We start from the raw sequence: 21,307 nt of genomic DNA, 5'->3' as shown, positions 1-21,307 counted from the left end.
TGCGCCGCCCATTGAGGCGCCCGTCGCCCCGCCAGCGCCTGCGCCAGCCCCCCCGGCTCCGCCCGCACCGCCCAAGATCGAACTGCCGTCGAGCGACGCCGCTTACCTGAACAACCCCAAGCCCAGCTACCCCGCCATCAGCAAACGCATGGGCGAACAGGGCAAGGTGGTGCTGCGCGTACTGATCGGCATCGACGGCACCCCGCAGAAGGTGGAAATCAACAAGTCCAGCGGCTTCGACCGCCTGGACCGGCAGGCCCAGGAGGCCGTCATGCGCTGGCGCTTCGTGCCGGGCAAACGCAACGGCGTGCCCGAGACCATGTGGAACCTGGTCCCTGTCAATTTCGTTCTCGAATAACCGCATTCACCACCAATCATCGCTTTAGGGAGTTTTCACATGGAATCGCAATTCGGCATCGCCAACGTCTGGATCCAGGGTGACTTTGTCACCCGCGCCGTCGCCATCCTGCTGCTGGCCATGTCGCTGGCCTCGTGGATCGTCATCCTCATCAAGGCGCTGGACATCATCAAGTTCAAGAAACACGCCCGCGCCGCCCAGGATTTTTGGCACAGCGAAGACTTTGCCGCCGGCCTGACCAAGCTGGGCGCCGACCCCACCAACCCCTTCCGCCACCTGGCGCTGGAAGGCCGCGAAGCCACCGCCCACCACCGCAACACCAAAGCCCACTTGCACGACAGCCTGGACGTGAGCGACTGGGTCACCCGCTGCCTGCGCAACTGCATTGACGAGTTCACTGCACGTCTGCAATCCGGCCTGGCCATCCTGGCCTCGGTGGGTTCCACCGCCCCGTTCATCGGCCTGTTCGGCACCGTCTGGGGCATCTACCACGCACTGCTGGCCATTGGCACCTCGGGCCAGTCCACCATCGACAAGGTGGCCGGCCCCATCGGCGAGGCGCTGATCATGACCGCCCTGGGCCTGGCCGTGGCCATCCCTGCCGTGCTGGGCTATAACGCGCTGGTGCGTGGCAACAAGTCCATCCTGGGCGGCCTCAACAGCTTTGCGCACGACCTGCATGCCTACTTTGTGACCGGCGCCCGCGTGAATGCGCCCGGCGAGCAAGGCAAGGTCCTGCCCATGAAGAAAGGTGGCTAAGCCATGGCCTTCGGAACCCAAGACGATGCCGATGACGTGATGAACGAGATCAACATGACGCCCCTCGTGGACGTCATGCTGGTGCTGCTCATCATCTTCATCATCACCGTGCCGGTGATGAAACACTCGGTGAACGTGGACCTGCCCCGCGCCACCAACCAGCCCGAGAACATCAAGCCCGAGACCGTGCGCCTGTCGGTGTCGGCCGATGGCAAGTACTTCTGGAACGAGTTCGAGGTCACGGAGGAAGAACTCTTCCCCCGCCTGCAGACCGAGGCCGCCAAGGAACCCCAGCCCGACCTGCACATCCGGGGCGACAAGAACGTGCGCTACGAGTTCGTGGCCCAGGCCATGGCCGCAGCGCAGCGGGCCGGCGTGCGCAAGATTGGGTTCGTGACCGAGCCCCAGTCCTGAGTGGGTCGGGCTTTACAGGCGCAGTGAATCCATTTCGCCCGAATCAGCACCGCCTGCAGGTCACTTTCAAGAACGTTTTTACGCCTGTGCCCGGTGCAGCAACGCTGCCCGGGCACAGGCGTTGAAGGCCCTCAGAACCTGTTCAAAGTCTTTTCAGGGTCGCACAGGCCATAAAAAAACAACAAAAAGAAACACCAAACCCGCTTGACTCGTAATTGCGAATCGTTATCATTAACAAAACGCACTGCAACGCAACAGGAATACTCTTCATGCAAGCCACACTGACCGCCGCCTCGCTCCTGCGTACTGCCCCTTCAGATCTGCCCGTGCCACGCACGGATCGGGACACGCCCCACCCTGCCGACGCAGTGGCTGGCGCCGTGGACAGCAGTGCCCTGCTTCAGGGTCAGAAAGCGGTAGCGATCAGCCACAACGGCTCGGTATATCGCCTGCAGGCCACCAAGCTGGGCAAGCTCATCCTCACCAAGTAATTGCACCAGGAACCAAGTTTCATCGTGGGGCGACTCCCGGGCTTGCAACAAGCTCGAAAGGGTCGTTTTTGCCAGCCAACGGGTTCGCCCGCGTAGCCAGGCTTTTTTTCTCCCCAGCTCTCCTCGCCCCAGGATTCATCGAACCCCATAAAAAAACCGGCCAGTGGCCGGTTTTTTTATGGGAGACGCAGGTCTGCCCTGAAGGTTTAAAGCTTTTTTGGTTGCTAGCGCTTGATGGAAAAGCGCCAGCAGCTATTATTTTTATAGCAATCTCCAGCGACCCGCGGGTATCAAAGCCCCAGCGCTGCAATCCCGGCGCGGGCAATCTGCGCATCTTCCGTGGACTTCACACCGCTCACGCCCACGGCGCCCAGGCACTGGCCGTCCTTGAGGATCGGCACGCCGCCTTCGAGCAGGCCGTCGATGGTGGGGGCGCTCAGGAAGGATGTGCGGCCACCGTTGATCACGTCCTCGTACACCTTGCTCTCACGGCGCCCCAAAGCGGCCGTGCGCGCTTTGGACGGGGCGATGTGGGACGACACCGCTGCGGCGCCATCCAGGCGTTGCAGCCACAGCAGGTGGCCGCCGTCATCGACGATGGCGATGGTCACTGCCCAGTTGTTCTTGAGGGCTTCGGCTTCGGCCGCTGCGGCGACGGACTTGACGTCGGCCAGTTCGAGTTCGTGTTTGGTTTTCATGGTGCGATCCGAGAAATGGAAAAGTAGAGAAATAGAGAGATGAAATGGAGGCTGTGCGGATGCCAACGGGCCAGCCCGGCACAAGAAGCGGCAAGCATAGCGGCATCCCAACCGCCCTTCACCCCCAACCAGGGTGAAAGAACCCTTACCAAAAGTAGGTGACCGGATGCGGGTATTGCAGGGCCAAAAACCATCACCACCTAAAATTTGTCATGTCTGCGTTGTGCAGGCCAACAAGGAGAGACACAAGATGAATGACCAAGTCACCACCCTGGGCCACTCTGCGGGCTATGGCATCTCGCAGGAAGAGCGCCACAAGGTGCTTCGCAATACTTACTGGCTGCTCGCACTGAGCATGATCCCCACGGTGCTCGGCGCCTGGGTGGGCGTTGCCACAGGCATCACCCAGTCGCTGCGCGGCGGCGTGGGCCTGATCGTGTTCCTGGGCGGCGCGTTCGCTTTCATGTTCGCGATCGAAAAGACCAAGCGCTCGGCCGCTGGCGTGCCTGTGCTGCTCGCCTTCACGTTCTTCATGGGCCTCATGCTCTCGCGCCTGATCGGCATGGTGCTGGGCTTCAAGAACGGTACCGACCTCATCATGACGGCGTTTGCCGGCACCGCAGGCGTGTTCTTCGTGATGGCCAGCCTGGCCAGCGTGATCAAGCGCGATCTGTCGGGCATGGGCAAGTGGCTGATGGTGGGCGCTCTGGTGCTCATGGTCGGCGCTGTCATCAACGTGTTCGTGGGCTCCTCGGTCGGCATGATGGCGATCTCGGTGGCGGCCATCGGCATCTTCAGCGCCTACATGCTGTATGACTTGAAGCAGATCCTGGACGGCGGTGAAACCAACTACATCAGCGCTACGCTGGCGCTGTATCTGGACATCTTCAACGTGTTCCAGAGCCTGCTGGCCCTGCTGGGCATCATGGGCGGGGAGCGCGAGTAACCCGCGCACCTGCAAGCAGGTGATTTCCCTCAAAGGCTCCTTCGGGAGCCTTTTTTCTTGGGGCTTTGCACAGCCCGGGGCTCAATAGCGCGCACGGCGTGCCGATAATGCAAGTACATGTATCGCAAACCTTCCTCCACCGCACTACGGCTGCTGGCTCTTTCCAGCATCCTGCTGCTGACTGCCTGCGACAAGATTCCCGGCCTGGGCCCGGATCCGCGCGTCGCCCAGCGCGAGGAGGAAGCCAAGGCCATCGGCGGCGCCTGCCGCCACGCGCTGCGGGGCCTGGAAGACTGCTACACCTTGAACCCCAAGGCCCCCAAGGCCTCGGTGTTTGCCGGGTGGAAGGACATGGACGCCTACATGCGCGAAAACAAGATCGAAGGCGCACCGTCAGTGCTCGGCAAGGTCGAGAAACCCGAGCGCACCGAACGATCCAGCGACATCGAAACCGAGCCACGCGACCCGGCTGCCAGCCGCAATCGCAGCTAGCCCGTCCCGCAATCGACACCTGAGGAGGCAGGCAGCGCCGTCATCGGCCTCCCCCTTCGCTCAGTCGCGCTCGAACACCGCCATGCTCTCAACGTGTGCCGTGTGCGGGAACATGTTCACCATGCCCGCCGCCGTGCACCGGTAGCCCGCCAGGTGCACCAGCAGCCCGGCGTCCCGCGCCAGTGTGGCGGGGTTGCAGCTCACGTAGACGATGCGCTTCGGCGGGGCCCAGCCCTCCGCCCCCGTTGGCAGCGGGCCCGCGCCTTCGGCGCCTATGCGCGCCTGCTCGATGTCGGCAAGGGCCTTGGCCAGGGCAAACGCCCCTTCGCGGGGTGGGTCCACCAGCCATTTGTCGGCAGATCCGTCGGCCACCAGCATTTCCGGGGTCATCTCGAACAGGTTGCGCGCTACAAAATCAGTAGCTGCTAGCGCTTTATGGTCAGGCGCCACGGCCTGATTCAATGCATAGTTTTCGCGCGAACGGGCCACCAGAGCCTCGCTGCCTTCGATGCCCAGCACCTCGCGCGCCTGTGTGGCCAGTGGGAGCGTGAAATTGCCCAAACCGCAAAACCAGTCGATCACGCGTTCGTGCGGCTGCACATCCAGCAGGCGCAGCGCACGCGACACCAGCACGCGGTTGATGTGGGGGTTCACCTGGGTGAAGTCGGTGGGCTTGAACGGCATGGTGATGCCAAAGTCCGGCAGCGCATATGACAGCAGCTCGCCCCCTTCGTCCAGCAGCTTCACCGTGTCGGGCCCCTTGGGCTGCAGCCACCATTGCACGTGGTGTTCGGCCGCAAAGGCGCGCAACCGGGCGAGGTCATCCGTACTCAGCGGCTCCAGGTGCCGCAGCACCAACGCGGTTACGGTGTCGCCGCAGGCCAGTTCGATCTGGGGGCAGGTGTCGCGCGCATCCATGCCGGCAATCAGCGCGCGCAAGGGCATCAGCATGGCGTCCACATGGGGGGGCAGCACGGGGCACTGCTGCATGTCGGCCACATAGCGGCTCTTGCGCTCATGGAAACCGATCAGCACCTGGCCCTTCTTGATCACATGGCGCACCGACAAACGGGCGCGGTAGCGATAACCCCAGGACGGGCCTTCGATGGGCCGCAGCATGGTCTGGGCCTTGACCTTGCCCAGGTGCCAGAGGTTGTCTTCGAGCACGCGCTGCTTGACGGCAACCTGGGCGCCCACGTGCAGGTGCTGCATCTTGCAGCCACCGCAGGCACCGGCGTGCAGGCCAAAGTGCTGGCAGCCGGGGCGCACACGCTGCGACGATTCGCGGTGAATCGCCACCAGGCTGGCCTGCTCCCAGTTGTTCTTTTTGCGGTGGGTGTTGGCGGTGACCAGCTCGAACGGCAGGGCACCGTCGATGAAGATCACCTTGCCGTCGGGCTTGCGGGCAACGCCCTGGGCATCCAGGTCCATGGACTGCACTTGCAGCCAGCCTTCGGGCAAGTCGCTCTGGGAATCCTGCGCGGTGGGTTCAAACGAGGGGGATAGTTCTTTCGGTTCGCTCATCCCCCGATTGTCTCAGGCCCAGGACAGCCCCCGCACGGGCCGCTGAACCGGGCGCTCAGCTGCGGTCTGCGCGGGCGGGACGACCGCCCATGCCCATGGAACCCGTAGCCCCTTGAGCAGACGCCAGGGGAAGTTTGTTGATGGGGAGGTCGCAGTTGTGGTTGTCAGGCGAGAACACCAGTGTGGAGCCCGGGGCAACCTGTGGCAGGGTCTGGTGGATCTGGTAGGACAGGTCCACCGGTGGCTGGGGGGCGCGGTACACGATGTCCTGGTCGGGGCCGTAAACCACGTAGCACGAGGCTGCAGCCGACTGGCTGAAAAAGGCCGCCGCCAGCAGGGCAGCAGTAGCGTATGGAAAGCGGATCATGGTTCTTCTCCTCAATCTGACAGGTCTGCCGGGCATTATGCGGGCTTTGGCAGGCAACGCCAATGTGGCCGCTGGAGGCTGCGGCGCGGCATCACGAACCCCGTGGCATTCACCGCAGATGCAGATGGTTGGTGTGCTTGACCTCTTCCATCACCGCATAGGTCCGCGTCTCGCGCACGCCGGGCAGTTGCCACAGCACATTGCCCGCAAACACGCGGTAGGCATTCATGTCGGCCGATCGCGTCTTGAGCAGGTAGTCAAACCCGCCCGCCACCATGTGGCATTCCATGATCTCGGGGTGCACCTGTACGGCGGCCTTGAACTGGTCGAACACGTTGGGCGTGGTGCGGTCCAGCAGCACCTCCACGAACACCAGCATGCCCGCACCCAGCTTCAGGGGGTTCAGGCGCGCCTCGTAGCCCAGGATGAAGCCATCGCGCGTGAGGCGTTGCACCCGCGCCAGCACGGCCGTGGGCGACAAGGCCACCGCCTCGGCCAGCTTGAGGTTGGCAATGCGGCCGTCTTCCTGCAGGATTGACAGGATCTTGCGGTCAATCCGGTCCAGATCGGGTTCTGTTTGCATGTCGATTAGAGTTTTATTCGGCTTCTGTGCCAATTTTCGACCATTTATTCACCGCCAACCCAAGGATCATCGCCAATAACGCGCACAACCAACACTTCTCACCGTGTTGGGCCCCGCCAAATCCCTGAAAGACACCGCCATGACGCAGCCCTCCGCCCCGTTTGCAGACTTCGCGCCCCGCACGCCGCTCTCCAACCCGCTGCGCGCAGCCATCACCGCAGCCACCCGCCGCCCCGAGCCCGAGGCCCTGGCCCCGCTGCTGGCCCAGGCCCGACTTCCTGCCGATCAAGCGGCGTCCGCCGAGCAACTGGCCCTGCGCATAGCCAAGGCGCTGCGCGAACGCAAGGCCAGCGCCGGGCGCGCGGGCATCGTGCAGGGGCTGCTGCAGGAGTTTTCGCTGTCGTCGCAAGAAGGCGTGGCGCTGATGTGCCTGGCCGAAGCCCTGCTGCGCATCCCCGACAAGGCCACGCGCGATGCGCTGATCCGCGACAAGATCAGCCACGGCCAGTGGGATGCCCACCTGGGCAAGAGCCCCTCGCTCTTCGTCAACGCCGCCACCTGGGGCCTGCTCATCACCGGCAAGCTGGTGGCCACCCACAGCGAGAGCAGCCTGGGCAACTCGCTCAGCCGCCTGATCGGCAAGGGCGGCGAGCCCCTGATCCGCAAGGGCGTGGACATGGCCATGCGCATGATGGGCGAGCAGTTTGTGACCGGCGAAACCATTGACGAAGCGCTGCGCAACGCCCGCACGATGGAAGCCGAGGGCTTTCGCTATTCGTACGACATGCTGGGTGAGGCTGCGCTGACCAGCGCGGACGCCAAGCACTACTACGCGTCATACGAGCAAGCCATCCACGCCATTGGCAAGGCCTCTGCCGGGCGCGGCATCTACGAAGGCCCGGGCATCTCCATCAAGCTCTCGGCCCTGCACCCGCGCTACAGCCGTGCGCAATTTGGCCGCGTGATGGACGAGCTGTACCCGCTGGTGCTGCGCCTCACAGCCCTGGCCAAGCAGTACGACATTGGCCTGAACATCGACGCTGAAGAAACCGACCGCCTGGAGCTGTCGCTGGACCTGCTGGAGCGCCTGTGCCACGAGCCCACCCTGGCGAGCTGGAACGGCATTGGCTTTGTCATCCAGGCCTACCAAAAGCGCTGCCCGTTCGTCATCGACTACGTCGTGGACCTGGCCCGCCACACCCAGCGCCGGCTGATGGTGCGCCTGGTCAAGGGCGCGTACTGGGACAGCGAAATCAAGCGCGCCCAGGTTGATGGCCTGGAGGACTACCCCGTCTACACCCGCAAGGTGCACACCGACATTTCTTACATCGCCTGCGCATGCAAGTTGCTGGCCGCGCCCGAGGCCGTGTACCCCCAGTTCGCCACGCACAACGCCGAGACGGTGGCCACCATCTACCAACTGGCAGGCAGCAACTACTACGCAGGGCAATACGAATTTCAGTGCCTACACGGCATGGGCGAACCGCTGTATGAGCAGGTGGTGGGTGCCATCACTGCGGGCAAGCTGGGCCGCCCGTGCCGCATCTACGCCCCCGTGGGCACGCACGAAACCCTGCTGGCCTACCTGGTACGCCGTTTGCTCGAAAACGGCGCCAACACCTCGTTTGTGAACCGCATTGCCGATGAAACGATTGCGCTGGATGAGCTGGTACGCAGCCCCGTGCAAGTGGTGGACCAGCAAGCTGCGGCAGAAGGCACTGCGGGCTTGCCTCACCCGCGCATTGCCACGCCCCAGGGCCTGTATGGCGCGCACCGCACCAACTCGCGCGGGCTGGATTTGTCGAACGAAAACACGCTGACCGAGCTGGCCACCACCCTGCAAGCCACGGCAAGCCACGCCTGGACGGCAGCGCCCCTGCTGGCTACTGACTTGCCCGTAGGCACCACCCAGCCCGTGCGCAACCCCGCCGACCACAGCGATGTGGTGGGTACCGTGCAGGAGGCCACTACCGCCGATGTGGACCAGGCACTGGCCCACGCCCAGGCCGCCGCAGCCCCCTGGGCCGCCACCCCGCCCGCCGAGCGCGCAGCGGCCCTGCTGCGTACTGCCGACTTGCTGGAGGCCCGCATGCAGCCCCTGCTGGGCCTGCTGATGCGCGAAGCAGGCAAGAGCGCCAGCAACGCCATCGCCGAAGTACGCGAAGCCGTGGACTTCCTGCGCTACTACGCCGCCCAGGTGCAAAACACGTTCGACAACGCCACCCACGTCCCTCTGGGCCCGGTGGCCTGCATCAGCCCCTGGAACTTCCCGCTCGCCATCTTCATGGGTCAGGTGGCGGCTGCACTGGCCGCAGGCAACCCCGTGCTGGCCAAGCCGGCAGAGCAAACCCCGCTGATCGCCGCCGAGGCCGTGCGCCTGCTGTGGCAGGCCGGTGTGCCCCGCGCCGCCGTGCAACTGCTGCCCGGCCAGGGCGAGACGGTAGGTGCCCGCCTGATTGGCGACGCCCGCGTGATGGGCGTGATGTTCACCGGCTCCACCGAAGTGGCACGCATCCTGCAGCGCACCGTGGCCGGGCGGCTGGATGCCGCTGGCCGCCCCATCCCGCTGATTGCCGAAACGGGTGGGCAGAACGCGATGATCGTGGACTCGTCCGCATTGGTCGAGCAGGTGGTTGGCGACGCGGTGTCGTCCGCCTTTGACAGCGCAGGCCAGCGCTGCTCGGCGCTGCGCGTGCTGTGCGTTCAGGAAGAAGCCGCCGACCGCGTGGTGGAGATGCTGCAGGGCGCCATGGGCGAACTGCGCGTGGGCAACCCTGGCGAGCTGCGCGTGGACGTGGGCCCGGTGATCGACGCCGAAGCACAAGCGGGCATCACCCAACACATCGAGAACTTCAAGGCCCAAGGCCATCGGGTGTTCCAGCACCCGCAGCACCTTGCGACCGCGACCAGCCAAGGCACTTTTGTGCCCCCCACGCTGATCGAGCTGAATCACATCGGCGAGCTGCAACGCGAAGTCTTCGGCCCTGTGTTGCACCTGGTGCGCTACGCCCGCAACGACCTGGACCAGTTGCTCGACCAGATCAACGCCACCGGCTACGGCCTGACGCAAGGCGTGCACACCCGCATCGACGAAACCATCGCCCGCGTGGTCAACCGCGCCCATGCTGGCAACGTGTACGTCAACCGCAACATGGTGGGCGCCGTGGTGGGCGTGCAGCCCTTTGGCGGCGAGGGCCTGTCGGGCACGGGACCCAAGGCAGGTGGGCCGCTGTACCTGCTGCGCCTGCTGTCGCAGCGCCCGGCCGATGCGCTGGCGCGCACCTTTGCCGACGCCGACCGCGCTACGCCGCCCGAAGAGGCAGTGCGCGAACGCCTGCTGGCGCCTCTGGCCACCTTGCAGCAATGGGCGCAGATCCAGGGCAATGCAGCCCTGGCCAACACCTGCCAACAGTTTGCCCAGCAAACCCAAAGCGGCACCGCCCGCACCCTGCCCGGCCCCACGGGCGAGCGCAACGTCTACACCCTGGCCCCCCGTGCCCGGGTGCTGTGCCTGGCGCGAAGTGTGGATGACCTGCTGGTACAGACTGCGGCCGTGCTCGCCACCGGTGGCACGGCCCTGTGGCCCAGCGCCCAGGCCAGCCAGCGCACGCCATTGCCCACGCTGGTGCAGGCGCAGATCCAGTTGCAGGACAACACGCTGAACGACGGCACGCTGGAGCTGGATGCCGTGCTGCACAACGGCGACGCCCCCTCGCTGCAGGCCGTGTGCACCGCCCTCGCCCGCCGCGCGGGGCCTATCGTGGGTGTGACGGCACTGCAGCCCGGTGCCACGGACATCCCGCTGGAGCGCCTGCTGATCGAGCGCGCGCTGAGCGTGAACACAGCCGCAGCGGGCGGCAACGCGAGCCTGATGACCATTGGATGAGGGCCCAGCATCGGGCCACCATCCAACCCGGAGAAATTTGAATAAAAATGGCTGCTAGCGCTTATTCATCAAGCGCTAGAAGCTATTAATTTAATAGCAATCAAGATACCGATGCCAGCGGCAGATTGAGCAACAGGTTCTGCGGCTTGATGCGCACCACGCCCTCGGCGTTGGTCGCCAGCCCCAGGTACACCGGCTTGCCCGCCACATCGGCACGCATCTCGGCCGGATTGGCAAAGGTCAGCGTGAACAGGCTCACCAGCCGCGCCATGCGCTCGCCATCCACCGGCCGATCCTGGTACAGGTCGTTAAGGATGGCGGTGGACTCCACATCCAGCCCCACATGCCAGCGCCACGCGCTGTCGGTGACCTGGTGCACAGGCTCGATCTGCATTTGCACGCCCAGCAAGTGGCCGACCCAGCGCTCCAGCACCCGCGCCAGCGCCTTCAGGCCAGAACGGGCGCGGGTCATCTTGAAGGTCAGGCCATGGCTCAGGTCCTGCGTCAGCTCATGGGTCAGGTCGAGCAGAAAGTGGTGGCGGTCACTCTCCTGCCAATATTGCGCCGCGTTGTCGGCCGACAGCACCTTGACCTGCGCCGTGGGCTGCAGTGCACCGCTTTGCAACAGCAAGCGTCCCACCTCGCCCAGGCCCGCTGTTTCGTTGAGCATGTCGAGCGTCGCCCGGTCGCCTGCCAGCATTTGCCCGTCTTGCAAGGTGATGCGCTGCGAGCGAAACAGCATCTCGGCGGCGCGGGCTTCGAAGGCGTCGTTGCAGTTGTCGAGCAGGTTGCGCAGCAGGGCCTGCACCACGGCGTCGATGAACACGGCGGGCACGTTCACCACCCCACTGCGCATGAGCTGCAAGTAGTACGCCTCCAGCGTGCCGGCGGCGAGCAGGCCATCGCGAAAACGCAGGAACACGGTGTAGTTTTCGCGGGCGTCGTCGTCCTGTACCGCTGCCAGTTCGGCCGACAAAACCACCCGTGCAGGCGATAACGCCAGAGATTCGTGCAGGGCGATCTCAGCGGCGCAGGACTCTGGCACCAGCGCCAGTTCAGGCCGGGCAAGCAGCCACTGCAGGTATTCATCGGAAGGCACCAGCCAGCCGCGCGCATCCCGGGCCAGCGCCTGAAAGCCACATCCGGGCCAGAAATCAACAGCTGGCGTCATGCGAAGGACCTCTGCCCCAGGAAGAAGAACGTTGTGGCGGCGCGGTGGGAAGCGTCAAGGGTCGGACCATGGAAGACGGGAGGTGAATGCTGGGGTGAATGTGGGTGGGCAACAAGTGGCTTCACGGGAAGTTGCGACGCGGCGTTGACACAGTCCGTGAGTGTAGTTGTCGCACTCCTCACGCCTTACGCTGTGTGCGAACGCCTCTCGCTACCCATACCGCCCCAGTAACAAAGGGGGCCACCTCCTCTCGAAAAGCACCGTTTTTCCGCTGCTTACCCCGGGATTGGCCTGATCGAATTCAGGGACTATCAAGGCAACGTCCAGAGAACCCCCATCGGCCCGGTGATCCACCCGATGCCACACCATGGACTGCCAGATCACCCGAGGAGTCGCAACATGCTCGATATTTCACAAGCCACCAACATGCTGACGTCCCTGGGCGTCTCCAGTTCCATGGCGGCCAAGGCGGCAGAGCGCACGGCCCAGAACCACGCGGGCGCGGACCCCGTGACCTTTCTCAAAGAATTGCAGACCACGCTGGAACAACTGTCTGCCGAGGCTGCACAGGGAAAAGCGACTGGCACCAGCACGGCAGGGGCCACCACGGTGGCCGCACAAACCAAACCCTACCAATCCACCGCCGCCCTCTACAGCACCAAAGATGCGGCGGACACCGGGACCACCGAGGCCGCAGTCAAGGCGCCCTTCAGCAACCTGGAAGAATTCCGCGCCTGGGAGCGCGGCCTGGGCGATACGTTTGCCGAAGACTACGAAGTGCCGGACTATGTGCGGATGACAGCGATGTCTTTGAGCGGAGGCGACCAGGAGGTGGTTGGCCGCTACATGTTCTTCAAGAACCACCCCGAGTTTGCGGCGGACTACGAAGCCATTCGCAGCGGCAAACTGTCGCAATTCCCAACGGATGGCTCGACGCTCGTCAAAAGCGACCTGACTGCAATGCCGTCGGAGACCGCCTCGTTCTACAAGAAGAACCCCGACATGCTGCTGGCGGCCGAAGGGTTCAATATGGACCCGACACTCGCCAAGATGCGCACGGACGGGACCGTCGCAACGCCCGAGGGCGTGAACCCCTCTGAATGGCTGATGAGCAATAAATGGACGGCTGATGGGGTAGTTCCCCAAGACAACCGCTTGGTTCTGGCCCAAGCGCCCTACATCGGTCTGGACGGCAAAGGTACCGACACCTACCGTCTGACCACTTACGACTCGGCCACAAACAGCATCATCAACTTCGACGGAACCGCCTACGATCCGGTCACCGGTGAAGCCAGGGCCTGACCGCAGCCTGGCCTGGGGTTTGCCGTCTTCCCAGGGCGGGGAAGACGTGGTCCGGCATGGTCTTCCTAAATGAGCCGTTTCAACCAGGGGGTACGGTGGAACACCAGCGCCACCACCAGCGCGCCACCAAACACCACTGCGGCCACAAGCGGCACCGTGAGCAGCGGCGCGTGGTCCTCAGGCTTGAAACCGTATTCCCTGAACGATTCCAGCAAAATCGGGTGCACCAGATAGACGCCCAGCGTTAACGGAGCAACCCTCTGAACGCACTGCGCCCATCCCCCCGCCAACGTGCATTGTTTGAGCATCAGCATCAAGCTGATCGACATGGGGATGACGGAAAAGCTCAGGTAGCCATAGAAATACAGTCCCCTGTCCAGCCCCTGCGCGCGGCCCAGCCAGTAGCAGCCCACGGCGGTGACCGCCACAGCCAACCCAAAGACCGCCATCAACACAGCCAGGGGGATTTTCCTGTCACTGGTCTGGATCAGGTAGCCACAGAGGAAATACGGCAGGTACGGCAGAAACCAGTTGATGAAAAGGCCCGCCCCATCGCCAGAAAAGACGCGGGAAAACTCGTTCACGCCAGACAGCACAAACATCAAGGCCACAAGCCACCACAGATCGCGCCGGCTTGTGTTGCGCACCAGCGTCCTCAGGAAGGGAACGAACAGGTACAGGCACAGGATCATGTACAGGAACCACAGGTGGTAGTGAGGCCACCCTCTGGCAACGCTGCGCAAGACATCCATCGCGCGCAGCTCGGCCAGGGCACCCCGGTGGTTCCAAAGAATGTAGACAGCACTCCAGAAGGCAAGTGGCAGCAGGACCCGTGCCGCCCGCTTGCGGTAGAACTCGGCCACGCACTCGGTCTTGCGCGGGTCGAGCAACAACGCGCCGCTCACCATCACGAACACCGGCACACACCAGCGCACGAGGGCGTCGTACAGATTGCCGTACCACCAACCAGGGGAACCCAGCGCCGCCACGGTGACCACGCTGCCGACCACGTGCAGGACCACCACGGCCATGATGGAGACGACCCTCGCTACATCAAGCCAGATCATTGTTTCTAGGTCTTTGGCGTGACAGTGCTTGTTATTCCCACTCGATCGTCGCTGGCGGCTTGCTGCTCACGTCGTACGTTACGCGGTTGATGCCGCGGACTTCGTTAATGATGCGGCCTGACACCTTCTTGAGCAGCGCATAGGGCAGTTCAGCCCAGTCGGCGGTCATGAAGTCGCTGGTCTGTACGGCGCGCAGGGCTACCACGTAATCGTAGGTGCGGCCATCGCCCATCACGCCCACGCTCTTGACGGGCAGGAAGACGGTGAAGGCCTGGCTGGTGAGGTCGTACCAGGTCTTGCCACTGGCTTCGTCACGGAAGTTGCGCAGCTCTTCGATAAAGATCGCGTCGGCACGGCGCAGCAGGTCGGCGTATTCCTTCTTCACCTCGCCCAAAATGCGCACGCCCAGGCCGGGGCCAGGGAAGGGGTGGCGGTAGACCATTTCGGGCGGCAGGCCCAGGGCAACGCCGAGTTCGCGCACTTCGTCCTTGAACAAATCGCGCAGGGGCTCCAGCAGCTTGAGGCCCAGTTGCTCGGGCAGACCGCCCACGTTGTGGTGGCTCTTGATGGTGACGGCCTTCTTGCTCTTGGCCCCGCCGGATTCGATGACGTCGGGATAAATGGTGCCCTGGGCCAGGAAGGTGGCGCCTTTGTGCCCACCGTCCCCAGCCTTCAATTTGGCAGCCTCGGCCTTGAACACGTCGACGAACAGGCCACCGATGATCTTGCGCTTCGCTTCGGGGTCGCTCACGCCCGCCAGCTTGCCCAGGAAGAGGTCGCTCGCATCCACGCGGATCACTTTGGCGTGCAGCTTGCCGACGAACATGTCCATGACCATGTCGCCTTCGTTCAGGCGCAGCAGGCCGTGATCGACGAAGACGCAGGTGAGCTGGTCGCCAATCGCGCGGTGGATGAGCGCGGCGGCCACGGACGAATCCACACCGCCCGAGAGACCCAGGATCACTTCTTCATCACCCACCTGCTGGCGGATCTGCTCCACAGCTTCGGCGATGTGGTCACGCATCACCCAGTCGGGACGGGTGCCGCAAATGCCGAGCACGAAACGGTCCAGCAACGCCCTGCCCTGCACGGTGTGCGTGACTTCGGGGTGGAACTGCACGGCGTAGAAGCGACGGCTTTCATCGGCCATGCCGGCGATAGGGCAGCTGTCGGTGCTGGCCATGAGCTTGAAGCCCGGGGGCAGCTCGGTGACCTTGTCGCCGTGGCTCATCCACACGTTGAGCATGCCGTGGCCTTCAGGCGTGGTGAAGTCGGCGATGTCCTTGAGCAGTGCGGTGTGGCCGCGCGCGCGCACGGCAGCAAAGCCGAACTCGCGCTTGTGGCCCATTTCAACCTTGCCACCCAGCTGCTGCGCCATGGTCTGCATGCCGTAGCAGATGCCCAAGACGGGCAAACCCAGATCGAACACCGCTTGCGGCGCGCGGTCGGTGGTGTCTTCGGTCACGCTGGCGTGGCTGCCCGACAGGATGATGCCCTTGAGCGAACCGTCCTTGGCATAGTCGCGCACCCATTCGTCAGTCACATCGCAAGGGTGCACTTCGCAGTACACATTGGCCTCGCGCACGCGGCGGGCGATGAGCTGGGTGACTTGCGAGCCGAAATCGAGGATGAGGATTTTCTGGTGTTGCATGGTGGTGGTCCGTCAGAGACGGGAGAGGTCGAGAAGTGGGACACCGCTGCGCCGTGCGGCAGCGGCCTGTTGGGGATCAAAGGTGGCCAGGGGCAAGCGCAGCGAGCGGGCGAGCCACAGATAGGCCGCATCAAAGGTGGGCAGGCCGGTCTCCAGTGCCACGTCGAGCACGGCCTTGTGCTGGGCAGGGGCCAATTCATGGAGCTCTACCCGGTGACGGATGGCTTCGAGTACGCCCCATAGGCCTTCGACGGATGTGGCGGGGATGCGCCCGCTGTTCACGCCACTGGCCAGGATGTTGTGGCACTCCCAGTGCCAGAGGTTGGGCGCCTGGGGCTCCACCTCATCGCGGCGGATCAGGGTGTAAAGACGGCGGGTATGTTCGCTAGCACTGTCAGGCAGCAGCCAGGCGGCGGTGACCGAGGCATCCAGCACGAAGGCGGTCATGCGTTACTCCGACCTGTGCGACGCAGGCAATCCACCGTCGATGAACCTGCGGGTTGAATGCTGGCATGAAGCGCATCCATCTGGCCCAGCTCGCGCGCAATCTGCTCGTCAGAAATCACTGGGCGCCGACGCACGGGAAGCATGCGCACCACCTCTTTGCCATGGCGCGTAATGCGCACTTCCTCGCCCTGCTCGACCAGTTCGATCAAGGCAGAGAACCTGCTTTTCGCTTCGTAGATGCCAACGGACTGCATAAAGTAAAAAAGCCTGGCCTGAATGGTGAATTCAGACCAGACTATATCAGTCTGACCAGATTTTTTCAATCAGGCCAGACTCGGTATCTCCCAAGGTAGATCAGACCCATGCCCTGCTAACGCCCGCGATCCAGGCTAGGGCAGCCGTGCAAGGGCCGCCCCGCCGCACTGGCTGCGTCTCCCTTCCCGAATGGCGCAGCCATTCGAGAGAAGGGGGAAGGCGCGAAGCGACTCAGGGGGTTGTCCCTTAATCAGCGCGGTAGTTCGGCGCTTCCTTGGTGATCTGCACATCGTGCACGTGGCTTTCGCGGATACCGGCGGTGGTGATCTCGACGAACTCGGCCTTGTTGTTCATCTCTTCGATCGTGGCGCAACCGCAGTAGCCCATGGAGGCGCGCACGCCGCCCGCCATCTGGTAGACGATGCTGACCATGGAGCCCTTGTAGGGCACACGGCCTTCGATGCCTTCAGGCACGAGCTTGTCAGCGTTGGGGTTGCCGGTGCTCGACTCCTGGAAGTAGCGGTCTGCACTGCCCTGCTGCATGGCGCCAATGGAGCCCATGCCGCGGTAGCTCTTGTAGCTGCGGCCCTGGAACAGGATGACTTCTCCGGGCGCTTCTTCGGTGCCTGCAAACATGCCGCCCATCATCACCGTGCCGGCGCCAGCGGCCAGGGCCTTGGCGATGTCGCCGCTGTAGCGGATACCGCCGTCGGCAATCAGTGGCACGCCTGTGCCCTTCAGGGCCGTGGCGACGTTGTCGATGGCCATGATCTGGGGCACGCCCACACCGGCCACGATGCGGGTGGTGCAGATGGAGCCAGGGCCGATACCGACCTTGACGGCATCCGCGCCCGCCTCGACCAGCGCCAGGGCCGCCGCGCCGGTGGCGATGTTGCCGCCGATCACGTCGATCTGCGGGTAGTTCTGCTTGACCCAGCGCACGCGGTCGATCACGCCCTTGCTGTGGCCGTGGGCCGTGTCCACCACGATAGCGTCCACACCGGCTTTGACCAGGGCTTCGACGCGTTCTTCGGTGCCCTCGCCCACACCTACCGCTGCGCCTACGCGCAGGCGGCCTGCGGCATCGCGGGCCGCATTGGGGAAGCTGGTTTGTTTGGTGATGTCCTTCACCGTGATCAGGCCCTTGAGCTCAAAGGCGTCGTTCACGACCAGGATGCGTTCGAGCTTGTGCTTGTTGAGCAGCGCCTTGGCTTCGGCCGGCGTGGTGCCCTCTTTTTCATTGACCGTGATGAGCTTCTCGCGCGGGGTCATGATCTGGTGGACCTTGACGTCGTAACGGGTCTCAAAGCGCAGGTCGCGGCCGGTGACGATACCCACCACCTTGCCGCCGTCGCACACGGGAAAGCCTGAGATGCCCAGTTGTTCGGACAGCTGGAGCACCTGCAGCACCGTATGCTCGGGCGTGATGACCACCGGATCACGCAGCACGCCGGACTCGTAGCGCTTGACCTTGGCCACATGAGCAGCCTGCTCCTGCGCCGTGAGGTTCTTGTGCACGATGCCGATGCCGCCCTCCTGGGCAATGGCAATGGCCAGACGCGCCTCGGTCACGGTGTCCATGGCGGCGGACACGAGCGGCAGGTTCAGTTGGATATTGCGGGAGAGTTTCGTCGCGAGGGACGTGTCCTTGGGCAGGACCTGGGAGTACGCTGGCACCAGCAACACATCGTCGAAGGTGAGCGCTTTTCCAAGAAGGCGCATGAGAAAGCTCCAAAAGACGGATTGTACCCGCGCCGCGTGTGGTGAAAACGCGCCCGCCCGTCTTCAACGCACTGGCGGGGGGTGAGTCACATGGATAAACTTGTCCGCATGAAAATGCACAAGCTTCTCCTGCTGGCCGTGGCCTGCACCTGGGCCATGGGCGCGGCGGCGCAATGGCAGTGGATCGACAAGGACGGCCGCAAGGTCTTCAGCGACCGCCCTCCACCCCAAGATACCCCGGAAAAGAACATCCTGAAGCAGCCCGGTGGCGGGATTCCGCGTTCAGCACCCGCTCCAGTGGCAGCCGCGCCAGCGGAAGGAACCCCTGCGGCCACAACCACCGCTGCCGCCTCGGCCACCAAGCCTGCCGCCAGCGCGCCGGGTACCGGCAAAGACAAAGCCCTGGAAGAGAAAAAAGCCCAGGCAGAAGCGGCGGAAGCGGCCAAGAAAAAAGCAGACGAAGAAAAGCTGGCCAAGGCCAAGGCAGACAACTGCACGCGCGCGCGCCAGGCCAAGGCAGCGTTTGACTCGGGCAAACCCATCACCCAGTCCAACGCACAGGGCGAGCGCATCTTCCTCGACGAAGCTGGCCGGGCGGCGGAATCCAAACGCATCGACGGCATCATTGCCGCCGACTGCAAGCGCTAACCCGAGCCCCACAAGGCGACCTCAGTAGCCCGACTTACCCCCGGGCCGCTGGCGTGCAAAAAGCCCCGTGGTCCGCGCGCCCTGCCGTGCAAAACGTTCACGGCGGGCCACCTTGGGGTCCACTTTCAGTGGGCGGTAGACCTCCACACGGTCCAGATGTCTGATTGCGGCGTCAGGCAACACTGCGCGACCCCAGATGCCCAGGGTCGGCCGGTCTGCACTGCCCTGCGGCCCCAATGCGCCATCCGCTCCACACGCCCGCAACGCATCAGCCACGGTGGCACCCTCGGGCAGCTGAAGTACCCATTCCTGCGTTTTGCGAGGAGCAATACAGACCACCACCGTGACCTGCACAGTGCTCCCCGGCACCCGCTCAGCCATACACCTGCTCCGCACGCTTCACAAAGGCATCGACCATGCTGCCAGCGATGCGGTCAAACACCGGGCCTACGAGCGCCGCGAGCGTGGCACTGTCAAAACCGTAGTTCAGCAGCAATTCCACCTTGCATGCGCGCTGCGAACCGTCGCCCACCAGGTGGAAGTGCCAGTCGCCATCCAGGCGGGAGAACGGCCCTTTGATGAGATGCATCTGCACGCGCCGACCTGCCTCGTGGGTATTGCGCGTCACAAAGGTCTGGCGGATGCCGCTGAACGCGATGCCCACTTCGGCGGTCATGCCGTCCTCGGTCTGCTCCAGCACGCCCGCGTGATCGCACCATGGCAGAAACTGGGGGTAGTGTTCCACCCCGGTGACCAGGGCAAACATTTCTTCGGGGCTGTACCAAATGAGGACGGACTTGTGAACGGTTTTCATGCAGACTGTGCCTGGCATCGGTGTGCGCCAAGCGGAGGAAATTAGAATCGCTGCCAGCGACACCCACACATTGTAGGGAGGCCTTTTAACTCCCGGTTTGTGCCGCATCTACCTCTTCATGGCCAAAAAACCCGATCCTACGTCCCGCATTGCCGACAACAAGAAAGCGGCTTACAACTATTTCTTCGAGGAACGCCACGAGGCGGGCATGGTGCTGCACGGCTGGGAGGTCAAGGCCCTGCGCGAGGGCAAGGTGCAGCTGACCGATGGCTACGTGCTGATCCGCGATGGCGAGCTGTATCTGCTCGGCTGCCTGATCCATGCGCTCAAGACCGCCTCCACCCACGTCAACCCCGAATCGGCGCGCACCAAGAAACTGCTGCTCAAGAAAGACGATATCAAGCGCCTGATCGGCAAGGTCGAACAAAAAGGCTACACGCTGGTGCCGCTCAATCTGCACTGGAAAAACGGCTTTGTGAAATGCGAAATTGCCCTGGCCAAGGGCAAGGCTGAGCATGACAAGCGCGACACCATCAAGGACCGCGAAGGCAAGCGCGAGGTGGAGCGCGCCATGAAAAGTCGCAGCCGCTGAGGCATGCGTGCGATGCGGTCTGCGCTCACCCAGCCCAGCCCTTGAGATTTTTTTGCGACGCCGTGGAATAAACCGCTGCGCCCATGTGTTTGTCCCGGTGCAAGGCAGCATTCGCCTCCGCCTGCACCACACCCTGGAGAAACCCATGAAAAAACTGATCTCGATGGCCGCCTTCGTCGCAGCAGCCGCATTGGCCGGCTGCGCCACCATGAACGACTCGCCCGTGAAGACCATGGACGGCGTACTGGTCGGAGCGGGCGGCATGACGCTGTACACGTTCGACCGCGACGCGGCAGGCAGTGGCAAGTCGGTGTGCAACGGCCCCTGCGCCACCAACTGGCCACCGCTCATGGCCAGCAAGGCACCCGGTGGCGACTACAGCATCATCACCCGTGACGATGGCAAGACCCAACTGGCCTACAAGGGCAAGCCGCTCTACTACTGGATCAAGGACACCAAGCCCGGCGACAAAACCGGCGAAGGGGTGAACCAGGTCTGGCGCACCGCACGGCCCTGAGAACCCTTCAACGCCGCACAGGCCCCGCACGGCATGAACCGCACCCAGGTCATCGAACAACTGCCCGGCCTGCGCCGGTACGCGCGGGTGCTCACAGGCGATGCCTGGGCGGCCGATGATCTGGTACAGGACACGCTGGAACGTGCCTGCAGCAAGTGGTTGCTGTGGCGCACAGGCAGCGACCTGCGCGCGTGGTTGTTCACTCTGATGCACAACCTGTACCTCAACCAACGCCGTGCGCTGCCCGCGCTGGCGCAGGTGGACATCGACGACATTCACGACCAGTTGCCGGGTGCCCGCGCTCCCTCGGATGACGCCCTGGATCTGGAGCGCTGTCTGCAGCGCCTGCCCGCCGACCAGCGGGCCGTGCTGCTGCTGGTGGCCATGGAGGACATGAGCTACGAGGACACCGCGCGCATTCTGGGCATTCCGGCAGGCACTGTGATGTCACGCCTGTCCCGCGCCCGCACGCGCCTGCGCGCGCTGATGGACCGAGAGCCCGCGCCCAGCCCTATACCGGCTGCCCACGCAGACGCACCCGCAGCAGGCGCTGTGCCTGTGCTGCGTCGCCTCAAATAAAAAAGAGCCATGACCAGCCCCCCC

Annotated in this window: 24 protein-coding genes; 12 read left to right on the top strand and 12 right to left on the bottom strand. The window is 63.9% G+C overall.

The features are described from left to right. The 4 genes from NFX52_RS22305 to hemP form a co-directional block, all read left to right on the top strand. Positions 1-358: energy transducer TonB (locus tag NFX52_RS22305; protein ID WP_252635825.1), on the top strand; the 358-nt coding region annotated here is incomplete at its 5' end. Positions 359-397: 39 nt separating this feature from the next. Continuing rightward, a complete protein-coding gene (locus NFX52_RS22300; protein ID WP_055398135.1) occupies positions 398-1,117 on the top strand; it encodes a MotA/TolQ/ExbB proton channel family protein in 720 nt (239 codons plus the stop codon). Positions 1,118-1,120: 3 nt separating this feature from the next. Then, entirely contained in the window at positions 1,121-1,531 is a 411-nt protein-coding gene (locus tag NFX52_RS22295; protein ID WP_055398136.1) for an ExbD/TolR family protein, read from the top strand. A 269-nt stretch (positions 1,532-1,800) separates the two neighbouring features. After that, complete coding sequence (gene hemP, locus NFX52_RS22290) at positions 1,801-2,022, top strand: hemin uptake protein HemP (protein WP_055398137.1); 222 nt, start codon at positions 1,801-1,803, stop codon at positions 2,020-2,022. Between the two features lie 290 nt (positions 2,023-2,312). Here hemP and NFX52_RS22285 read toward each other — a convergent pair whose 3' ends face one another. Further along, positions 2,313-2,720, bottom strand: coding sequence for a GlcG/HbpS family heme-binding protein (locus NFX52_RS22285; protein WP_055398138.1), 408 nt, complete (start codon positions 2,718-2,720; stop codon positions 2,313-2,315). A 250-nt stretch (positions 2,721-2,970) separates the two neighbouring features. Here NFX52_RS22285 and NFX52_RS22280 point away from each other — a divergent pair, with 250 nt between their 5' ends. Both NFX52_RS22280 and NFX52_RS22275 read left to right on the top strand, forming a co-directional pair. Further along, the gene (locus tag NFX52_RS22280) at positions 2,971-3,666 is read left to right on the top strand and encodes a Bax inhibitor-1/YccA family protein (RefSeq protein ID WP_055398139.1); all 696 of its coding nucleotides are present in this window, start codon (positions 2,971-2,973) and stop codon (positions 3,664-3,666) included. A gap of 117 nt (positions 3,667-3,783) precedes the next feature. Continuing rightward, positions 3,784-4,158, top strand: coding sequence for a hypothetical protein (locus NFX52_RS22275; protein WP_055398140.1), 375 nt, complete (start codon positions 3,784-3,786; stop codon positions 4,156-4,158). A gap of 60 nt (positions 4,159-4,218) precedes the next feature. On the opposite strand, the gene rlmD is transcribed toward NFX52_RS22275, so the two are convergent. From rlmD to NFX52_RS22260, 3 genes are all read right to left on the bottom strand, one after another. Beyond that, the gene (gene rlmD, locus NFX52_RS22270) at positions 4,219-5,682 is read right to left on the bottom strand and encodes a 23S rRNA (uracil(1939)-C(5))-methyltransferase RlmD (protein WP_055398141.1); all 1,464 of its coding nucleotides are present in this window, start codon (positions 5,680-5,682) and stop codon (positions 4,219-4,221) included. 55 nt (positions 5,683-5,737) lie between these two features. Continuing rightward, positions 5,738-6,049, bottom strand: coding sequence for a hypothetical protein (locus NFX52_RS22265; protein ID WP_055398142.1), 312 nt, complete (start codon positions 6,047-6,049; stop codon positions 5,738-5,740). 109 nt (positions 6,050-6,158) lie between these two features. Continuing rightward, the gene (locus NFX52_RS22260; RefSeq protein ID WP_055398143.1) at positions 6,159-6,632 is read right to left on the bottom strand and encodes an Lrp/AsnC ligand binding domain-containing protein; all 474 of its coding nucleotides are present in this window, start codon (positions 6,630-6,632) and stop codon (positions 6,159-6,161) included. A 139-nt stretch (positions 6,633-6,771) separates the two neighbouring features. Here NFX52_RS22260 and putA point away from each other — a divergent pair, with 139 nt between their 5' ends. Continuing rightward, entirely contained in the window at positions 6,772-10,518 is a 3,747-nt protein-coding gene (gene putA, locus NFX52_RS22255; RefSeq protein WP_055398144.1) for a trifunctional transcriptional regulator/proline dehydrogenase/L-glutamate gamma-semialdehyde dehydrogenase, read from the top strand. Positions 10,519-10,618: 100 nt separating this feature from the next. On the opposite strand, the gene NFX52_RS22250 is transcribed toward putA, so the two are convergent. Further along, positions 10,619-11,689 carry a DUF6352 family protein gene (locus NFX52_RS22250; protein WP_055398145.1) on the bottom strand — a complete coding sequence of 357 codons (1,071 nt, stop codon included), beginning with the start codon at positions 11,687-11,689 and terminating at the stop codon, positions 10,619-10,621. Positions 11,690-12,088: 399 nt separating this feature from the next. On the opposite strand from NFX52_RS22250, the gene NFX52_RS22245 reads away from it, so the two are divergent. Next, a complete protein-coding gene (locus NFX52_RS22245; RefSeq protein WP_055398146.1) occupies positions 12,089-12,991 on the top strand; it encodes a hypothetical protein in 903 nt (300 codons plus the stop codon). A 65-nt stretch (positions 12,992-13,056) separates the two neighbouring features. Here NFX52_RS22245 and NFX52_RS22240 read toward each other — a convergent pair whose 3' ends face one another. The 5 genes from NFX52_RS22240 to guaB all read right to left on the bottom strand — a co-directional run bounded on the left by NFX52_RS22240 (position 13,057) and on the right by guaB (position 18,133). Further along, positions 13,057-14,058: an acyltransferase gene (locus tag NFX52_RS22240; protein ID WP_055398147.1), complete on the bottom strand. Its 1,002-nt coding sequence runs from the start codon at positions 14,056-14,058 to the stop codon at positions 13,057-13,059. A 31-nt stretch (positions 14,059-14,089) separates the two neighbouring features. After that, complete coding sequence (gene guaA, locus NFX52_RS22235) at positions 14,090-15,709, bottom strand: glutamine-hydrolyzing GMP synthase (protein WP_055398148.1); 1,620 nt, start codon at positions 15,707-15,709, stop codon at positions 14,090-14,092. A 12-nt stretch (positions 15,710-15,721) separates the two neighbouring features. Beyond that, positions 15,722-16,156: a type II toxin-antitoxin system VapC family toxin gene (locus tag NFX52_RS22230; protein WP_055398149.1), complete on the bottom strand. Its 435-nt coding sequence runs from the start codon at positions 16,154-16,156 to the stop codon at positions 15,722-15,724. Next, a complete protein-coding gene (locus tag NFX52_RS22225; protein ID WP_055398150.1) occupies positions 16,153-16,410 on the bottom strand; it encodes a type II toxin-antitoxin system Phd/YefM family antitoxin in 258 nt (85 codons plus the stop codon). Before NFX52_RS22225 ends, NFX52_RS22230 begins: the two co-directional genes overlap by 4 nt. 247 nt (positions 16,411-16,657) lie before the next feature. After that, positions 16,658-18,133, bottom strand: a complete 1,476-nt coding sequence (gene guaB, locus NFX52_RS22220; protein ID WP_055398151.1) for an IMP dehydrogenase — start codon at positions 18,131-18,133, stop codon at positions 16,658-16,660. 108 nt (positions 18,134-18,241) lie between these two features. Between guaB and NFX52_RS22215 the strand changes: the two genes are divergently transcribed. Beyond that, entirely contained in the window at positions 18,242-18,781 is a 540-nt protein-coding gene (locus NFX52_RS22215; RefSeq protein WP_055398251.1) for a DUF4124 domain-containing protein, read from the top strand. 21 nt (positions 18,782-18,802) lie between these two features. On the opposite strand, the gene NFX52_RS22210 is transcribed toward NFX52_RS22215, so the two are convergent. Continuing rightward, complete coding sequence (locus tag NFX52_RS22210; protein ID WP_055398152.1) at positions 18,803-19,162, bottom strand: RnfH family protein; 360 nt, start codon at positions 19,160-19,162, stop codon at positions 18,803-18,805. Beyond that, the gene (locus NFX52_RS22205; RefSeq protein ID WP_055398153.1) at positions 19,155-19,595 is read right to left on the bottom strand and encodes a type II toxin-antitoxin system RatA family toxin; all 441 of its coding nucleotides are present in this window, start codon (positions 19,593-19,595) and stop codon (positions 19,155-19,157) included. The genes NFX52_RS22210 and NFX52_RS22205 overlap by 8 nt, the downstream gene beginning before the upstream one ends. 118 nt (positions 19,596-19,713) lie before the next feature. Between NFX52_RS22205 and smpB the strand changes: the two genes are divergently transcribed. The 3 genes from smpB (at position 19,714) to NFX52_RS22190 (ending at position 21,283) form a co-directional block, all read left to right on the top strand. Next, positions 19,714-20,187, top strand: coding sequence for an SsrA-binding protein SmpB (gene smpB / locus NFX52_RS22200; RefSeq protein ID WP_055398252.1), 474 nt, complete (start codon positions 19,714-19,716; stop codon positions 20,185-20,187). Between the two features lie 145 nt (positions 20,188-20,332). Continuing rightward, complete coding sequence (locus NFX52_RS22195) at positions 20,333-20,704, top strand: COG4315 family predicted lipoprotein (RefSeq protein WP_055398253.1); 372 nt, start codon at positions 20,333-20,335, stop codon at positions 20,702-20,704. Positions 20,705-20,737: 33 nt separating this feature from the next. Further along, positions 20,738-21,283, top strand: a complete 546-nt coding sequence (locus NFX52_RS22190) for an RNA polymerase sigma factor (protein WP_055398154.1) — start codon at positions 20,738-20,740, stop codon at positions 21,281-21,283. Positions 21,284-21,307: the final 24 nt, after the last annotated feature.

The sequence above is a fragment of the Acidovorax facilis genome (genome assembly GCF_023913775.1).
Taxonomy (GTDB): Bacteria; Pseudomonadota; Gammaproteobacteria; order Burkholderiales; family Burkholderiaceae_C; genus Acidovorax; species Acidovorax facilis.
Note: the sequence above shows the minus strand (reverse complement) of the source record. Positions and strands in the feature narration are given on the sequence as shown.

Excerpts from the sequence above, each read along its gene's own strand:
- NFX52_RS22300 (WP_055398135.1), top strand. The coding sequence starts at position 398 with ATGGAATCGCAATTCGGCATCGCCAACGTCTGGATCCAGGGTGACTTT.
- NFX52_RS22295 (WP_055398136.1), top strand. The coding sequence starts at position 1,121 with ATGGCCTTCGGAACCCAAGACGATGCCGATGACGTGATGAACGAGATC.
- hemP (WP_055398137.1), top strand. The coding sequence starts at position 1,801 with ATGCAAGCCACACTGACCGCCGCCTCGCTCCTGCGTACTGCCCCTTCA.
- NFX52_RS22285 (WP_055398138.1), bottom strand. The coding sequence starts at position 2,720 with ATGAAAACCAAACACGAACTCGAACTGGCCGACGTCAAGTCCGTCGCC.
- NFX52_RS22280 (WP_055398139.1), top strand. The coding sequence starts at position 2,971 with ATGAATGACCAAGTCACCACCCTGGGCCACTCTGCGGGCTATGGCATC.
- NFX52_RS22275 (WP_055398140.1), top strand. The coding sequence starts at position 3,784 with ATGTATCGCAAACCTTCCTCCACCGCACTACGGCTGCTGGCTCTTTCC.
- rlmD (WP_055398141.1), bottom strand. The coding sequence starts at position 5,682 with ATGAGCGAACCGAAAGAACTATCCCCCTCGTTTGAACCCACCGCGCAG.
- NFX52_RS22265 (WP_055398142.1), bottom strand. The coding sequence starts at position 6,049 with ATGATCCGCTTTCCATACGCTACTGCTGCCCTGCTGGCGGCGGCCTTT.
- NFX52_RS22260 (WP_055398143.1), bottom strand. The coding sequence starts at position 6,632 with ATGCAAACAGAACCCGATCTGGACCGGATTGACCGCAAGATCCTGTCA.
- putA (WP_055398144.1), top strand. The coding sequence starts at position 6,772 with ATGACGCAGCCCTCCGCCCCGTTTGCAGACTTCGCGCCCCGCACGCCG.
- NFX52_RS22250 (WP_055398145.1), bottom strand. The coding sequence starts at position 11,689 with ATGACGCCAGCTGTTGATTTCTGGCCCGGATGTGGCTTTCAGGCGCTG.
- NFX52_RS22245 (WP_055398146.1), top strand. The coding sequence starts at position 12,089 with ATGCTCGATATTTCACAAGCCACCAACATGCTGACGTCCCTGGGCGTC.
- NFX52_RS22240 (WP_055398147.1), bottom strand. The coding sequence starts at position 14,058 with ATGATCTGGCTTGATGTAGCGAGGGTCGTCTCCATCATGGCCGTGGTG.
- guaA (WP_055398148.1), bottom strand. The coding sequence starts at position 15,709 with ATGCAACACCAGAAAATCCTCATCCTCGATTTCGGCTCGCAAGTCACC.
- NFX52_RS22230 (WP_055398149.1), bottom strand. The coding sequence starts at position 16,156 with ATGACCGCCTTCGTGCTGGATGCCTCGGTCACCGCCGCCTGGCTGCTG.
- NFX52_RS22225 (WP_055398150.1), bottom strand. The coding sequence starts at position 16,410 with ATGCAGTCCGTTGGCATCTACGAAGCGAAAAGCAGGTTCTCTGCCTTG.
- guaB (WP_055398151.1), bottom strand. The coding sequence starts at position 18,133 with ATGCGCCTTCTTGGAAAAGCGCTCACCTTCGACGATGTGTTGCTGGTG.
- NFX52_RS22215 (WP_055398251.1), top strand. The coding sequence starts at position 18,242 with ATGAAAATGCACAAGCTTCTCCTGCTGGCCGTGGCCTGCACCTGGGCC.
- NFX52_RS22210 (WP_055398152.1), bottom strand. The coding sequence starts at position 19,162 with ATGGCTGAGCGGGTGCCGGGGAGCACTGTGCAGGTCACGGTGGTGGTC.
- NFX52_RS22205 (WP_055398153.1), bottom strand. The coding sequence starts at position 19,595 with ATGAAAACCGTTCACAAGTCCGTCCTCATTTGGTACAGCCCCGAAGAA.
- smpB (WP_055398252.1), top strand. The coding sequence starts at position 19,714 with ATGGCCAAAAAACCCGATCCTACGTCCCGCATTGCCGACAACAAGAAA.
- NFX52_RS22195 (WP_055398253.1), top strand. The coding sequence starts at position 20,333 with ATGAAAAAACTGATCTCGATGGCCGCCTTCGTCGCAGCAGCCGCATTG.
- NFX52_RS22190 (WP_055398154.1), top strand. The coding sequence starts at position 20,738 with ATGAACCGCACCCAGGTCATCGAACAACTGCCCGGCCTGCGCCGGTAC.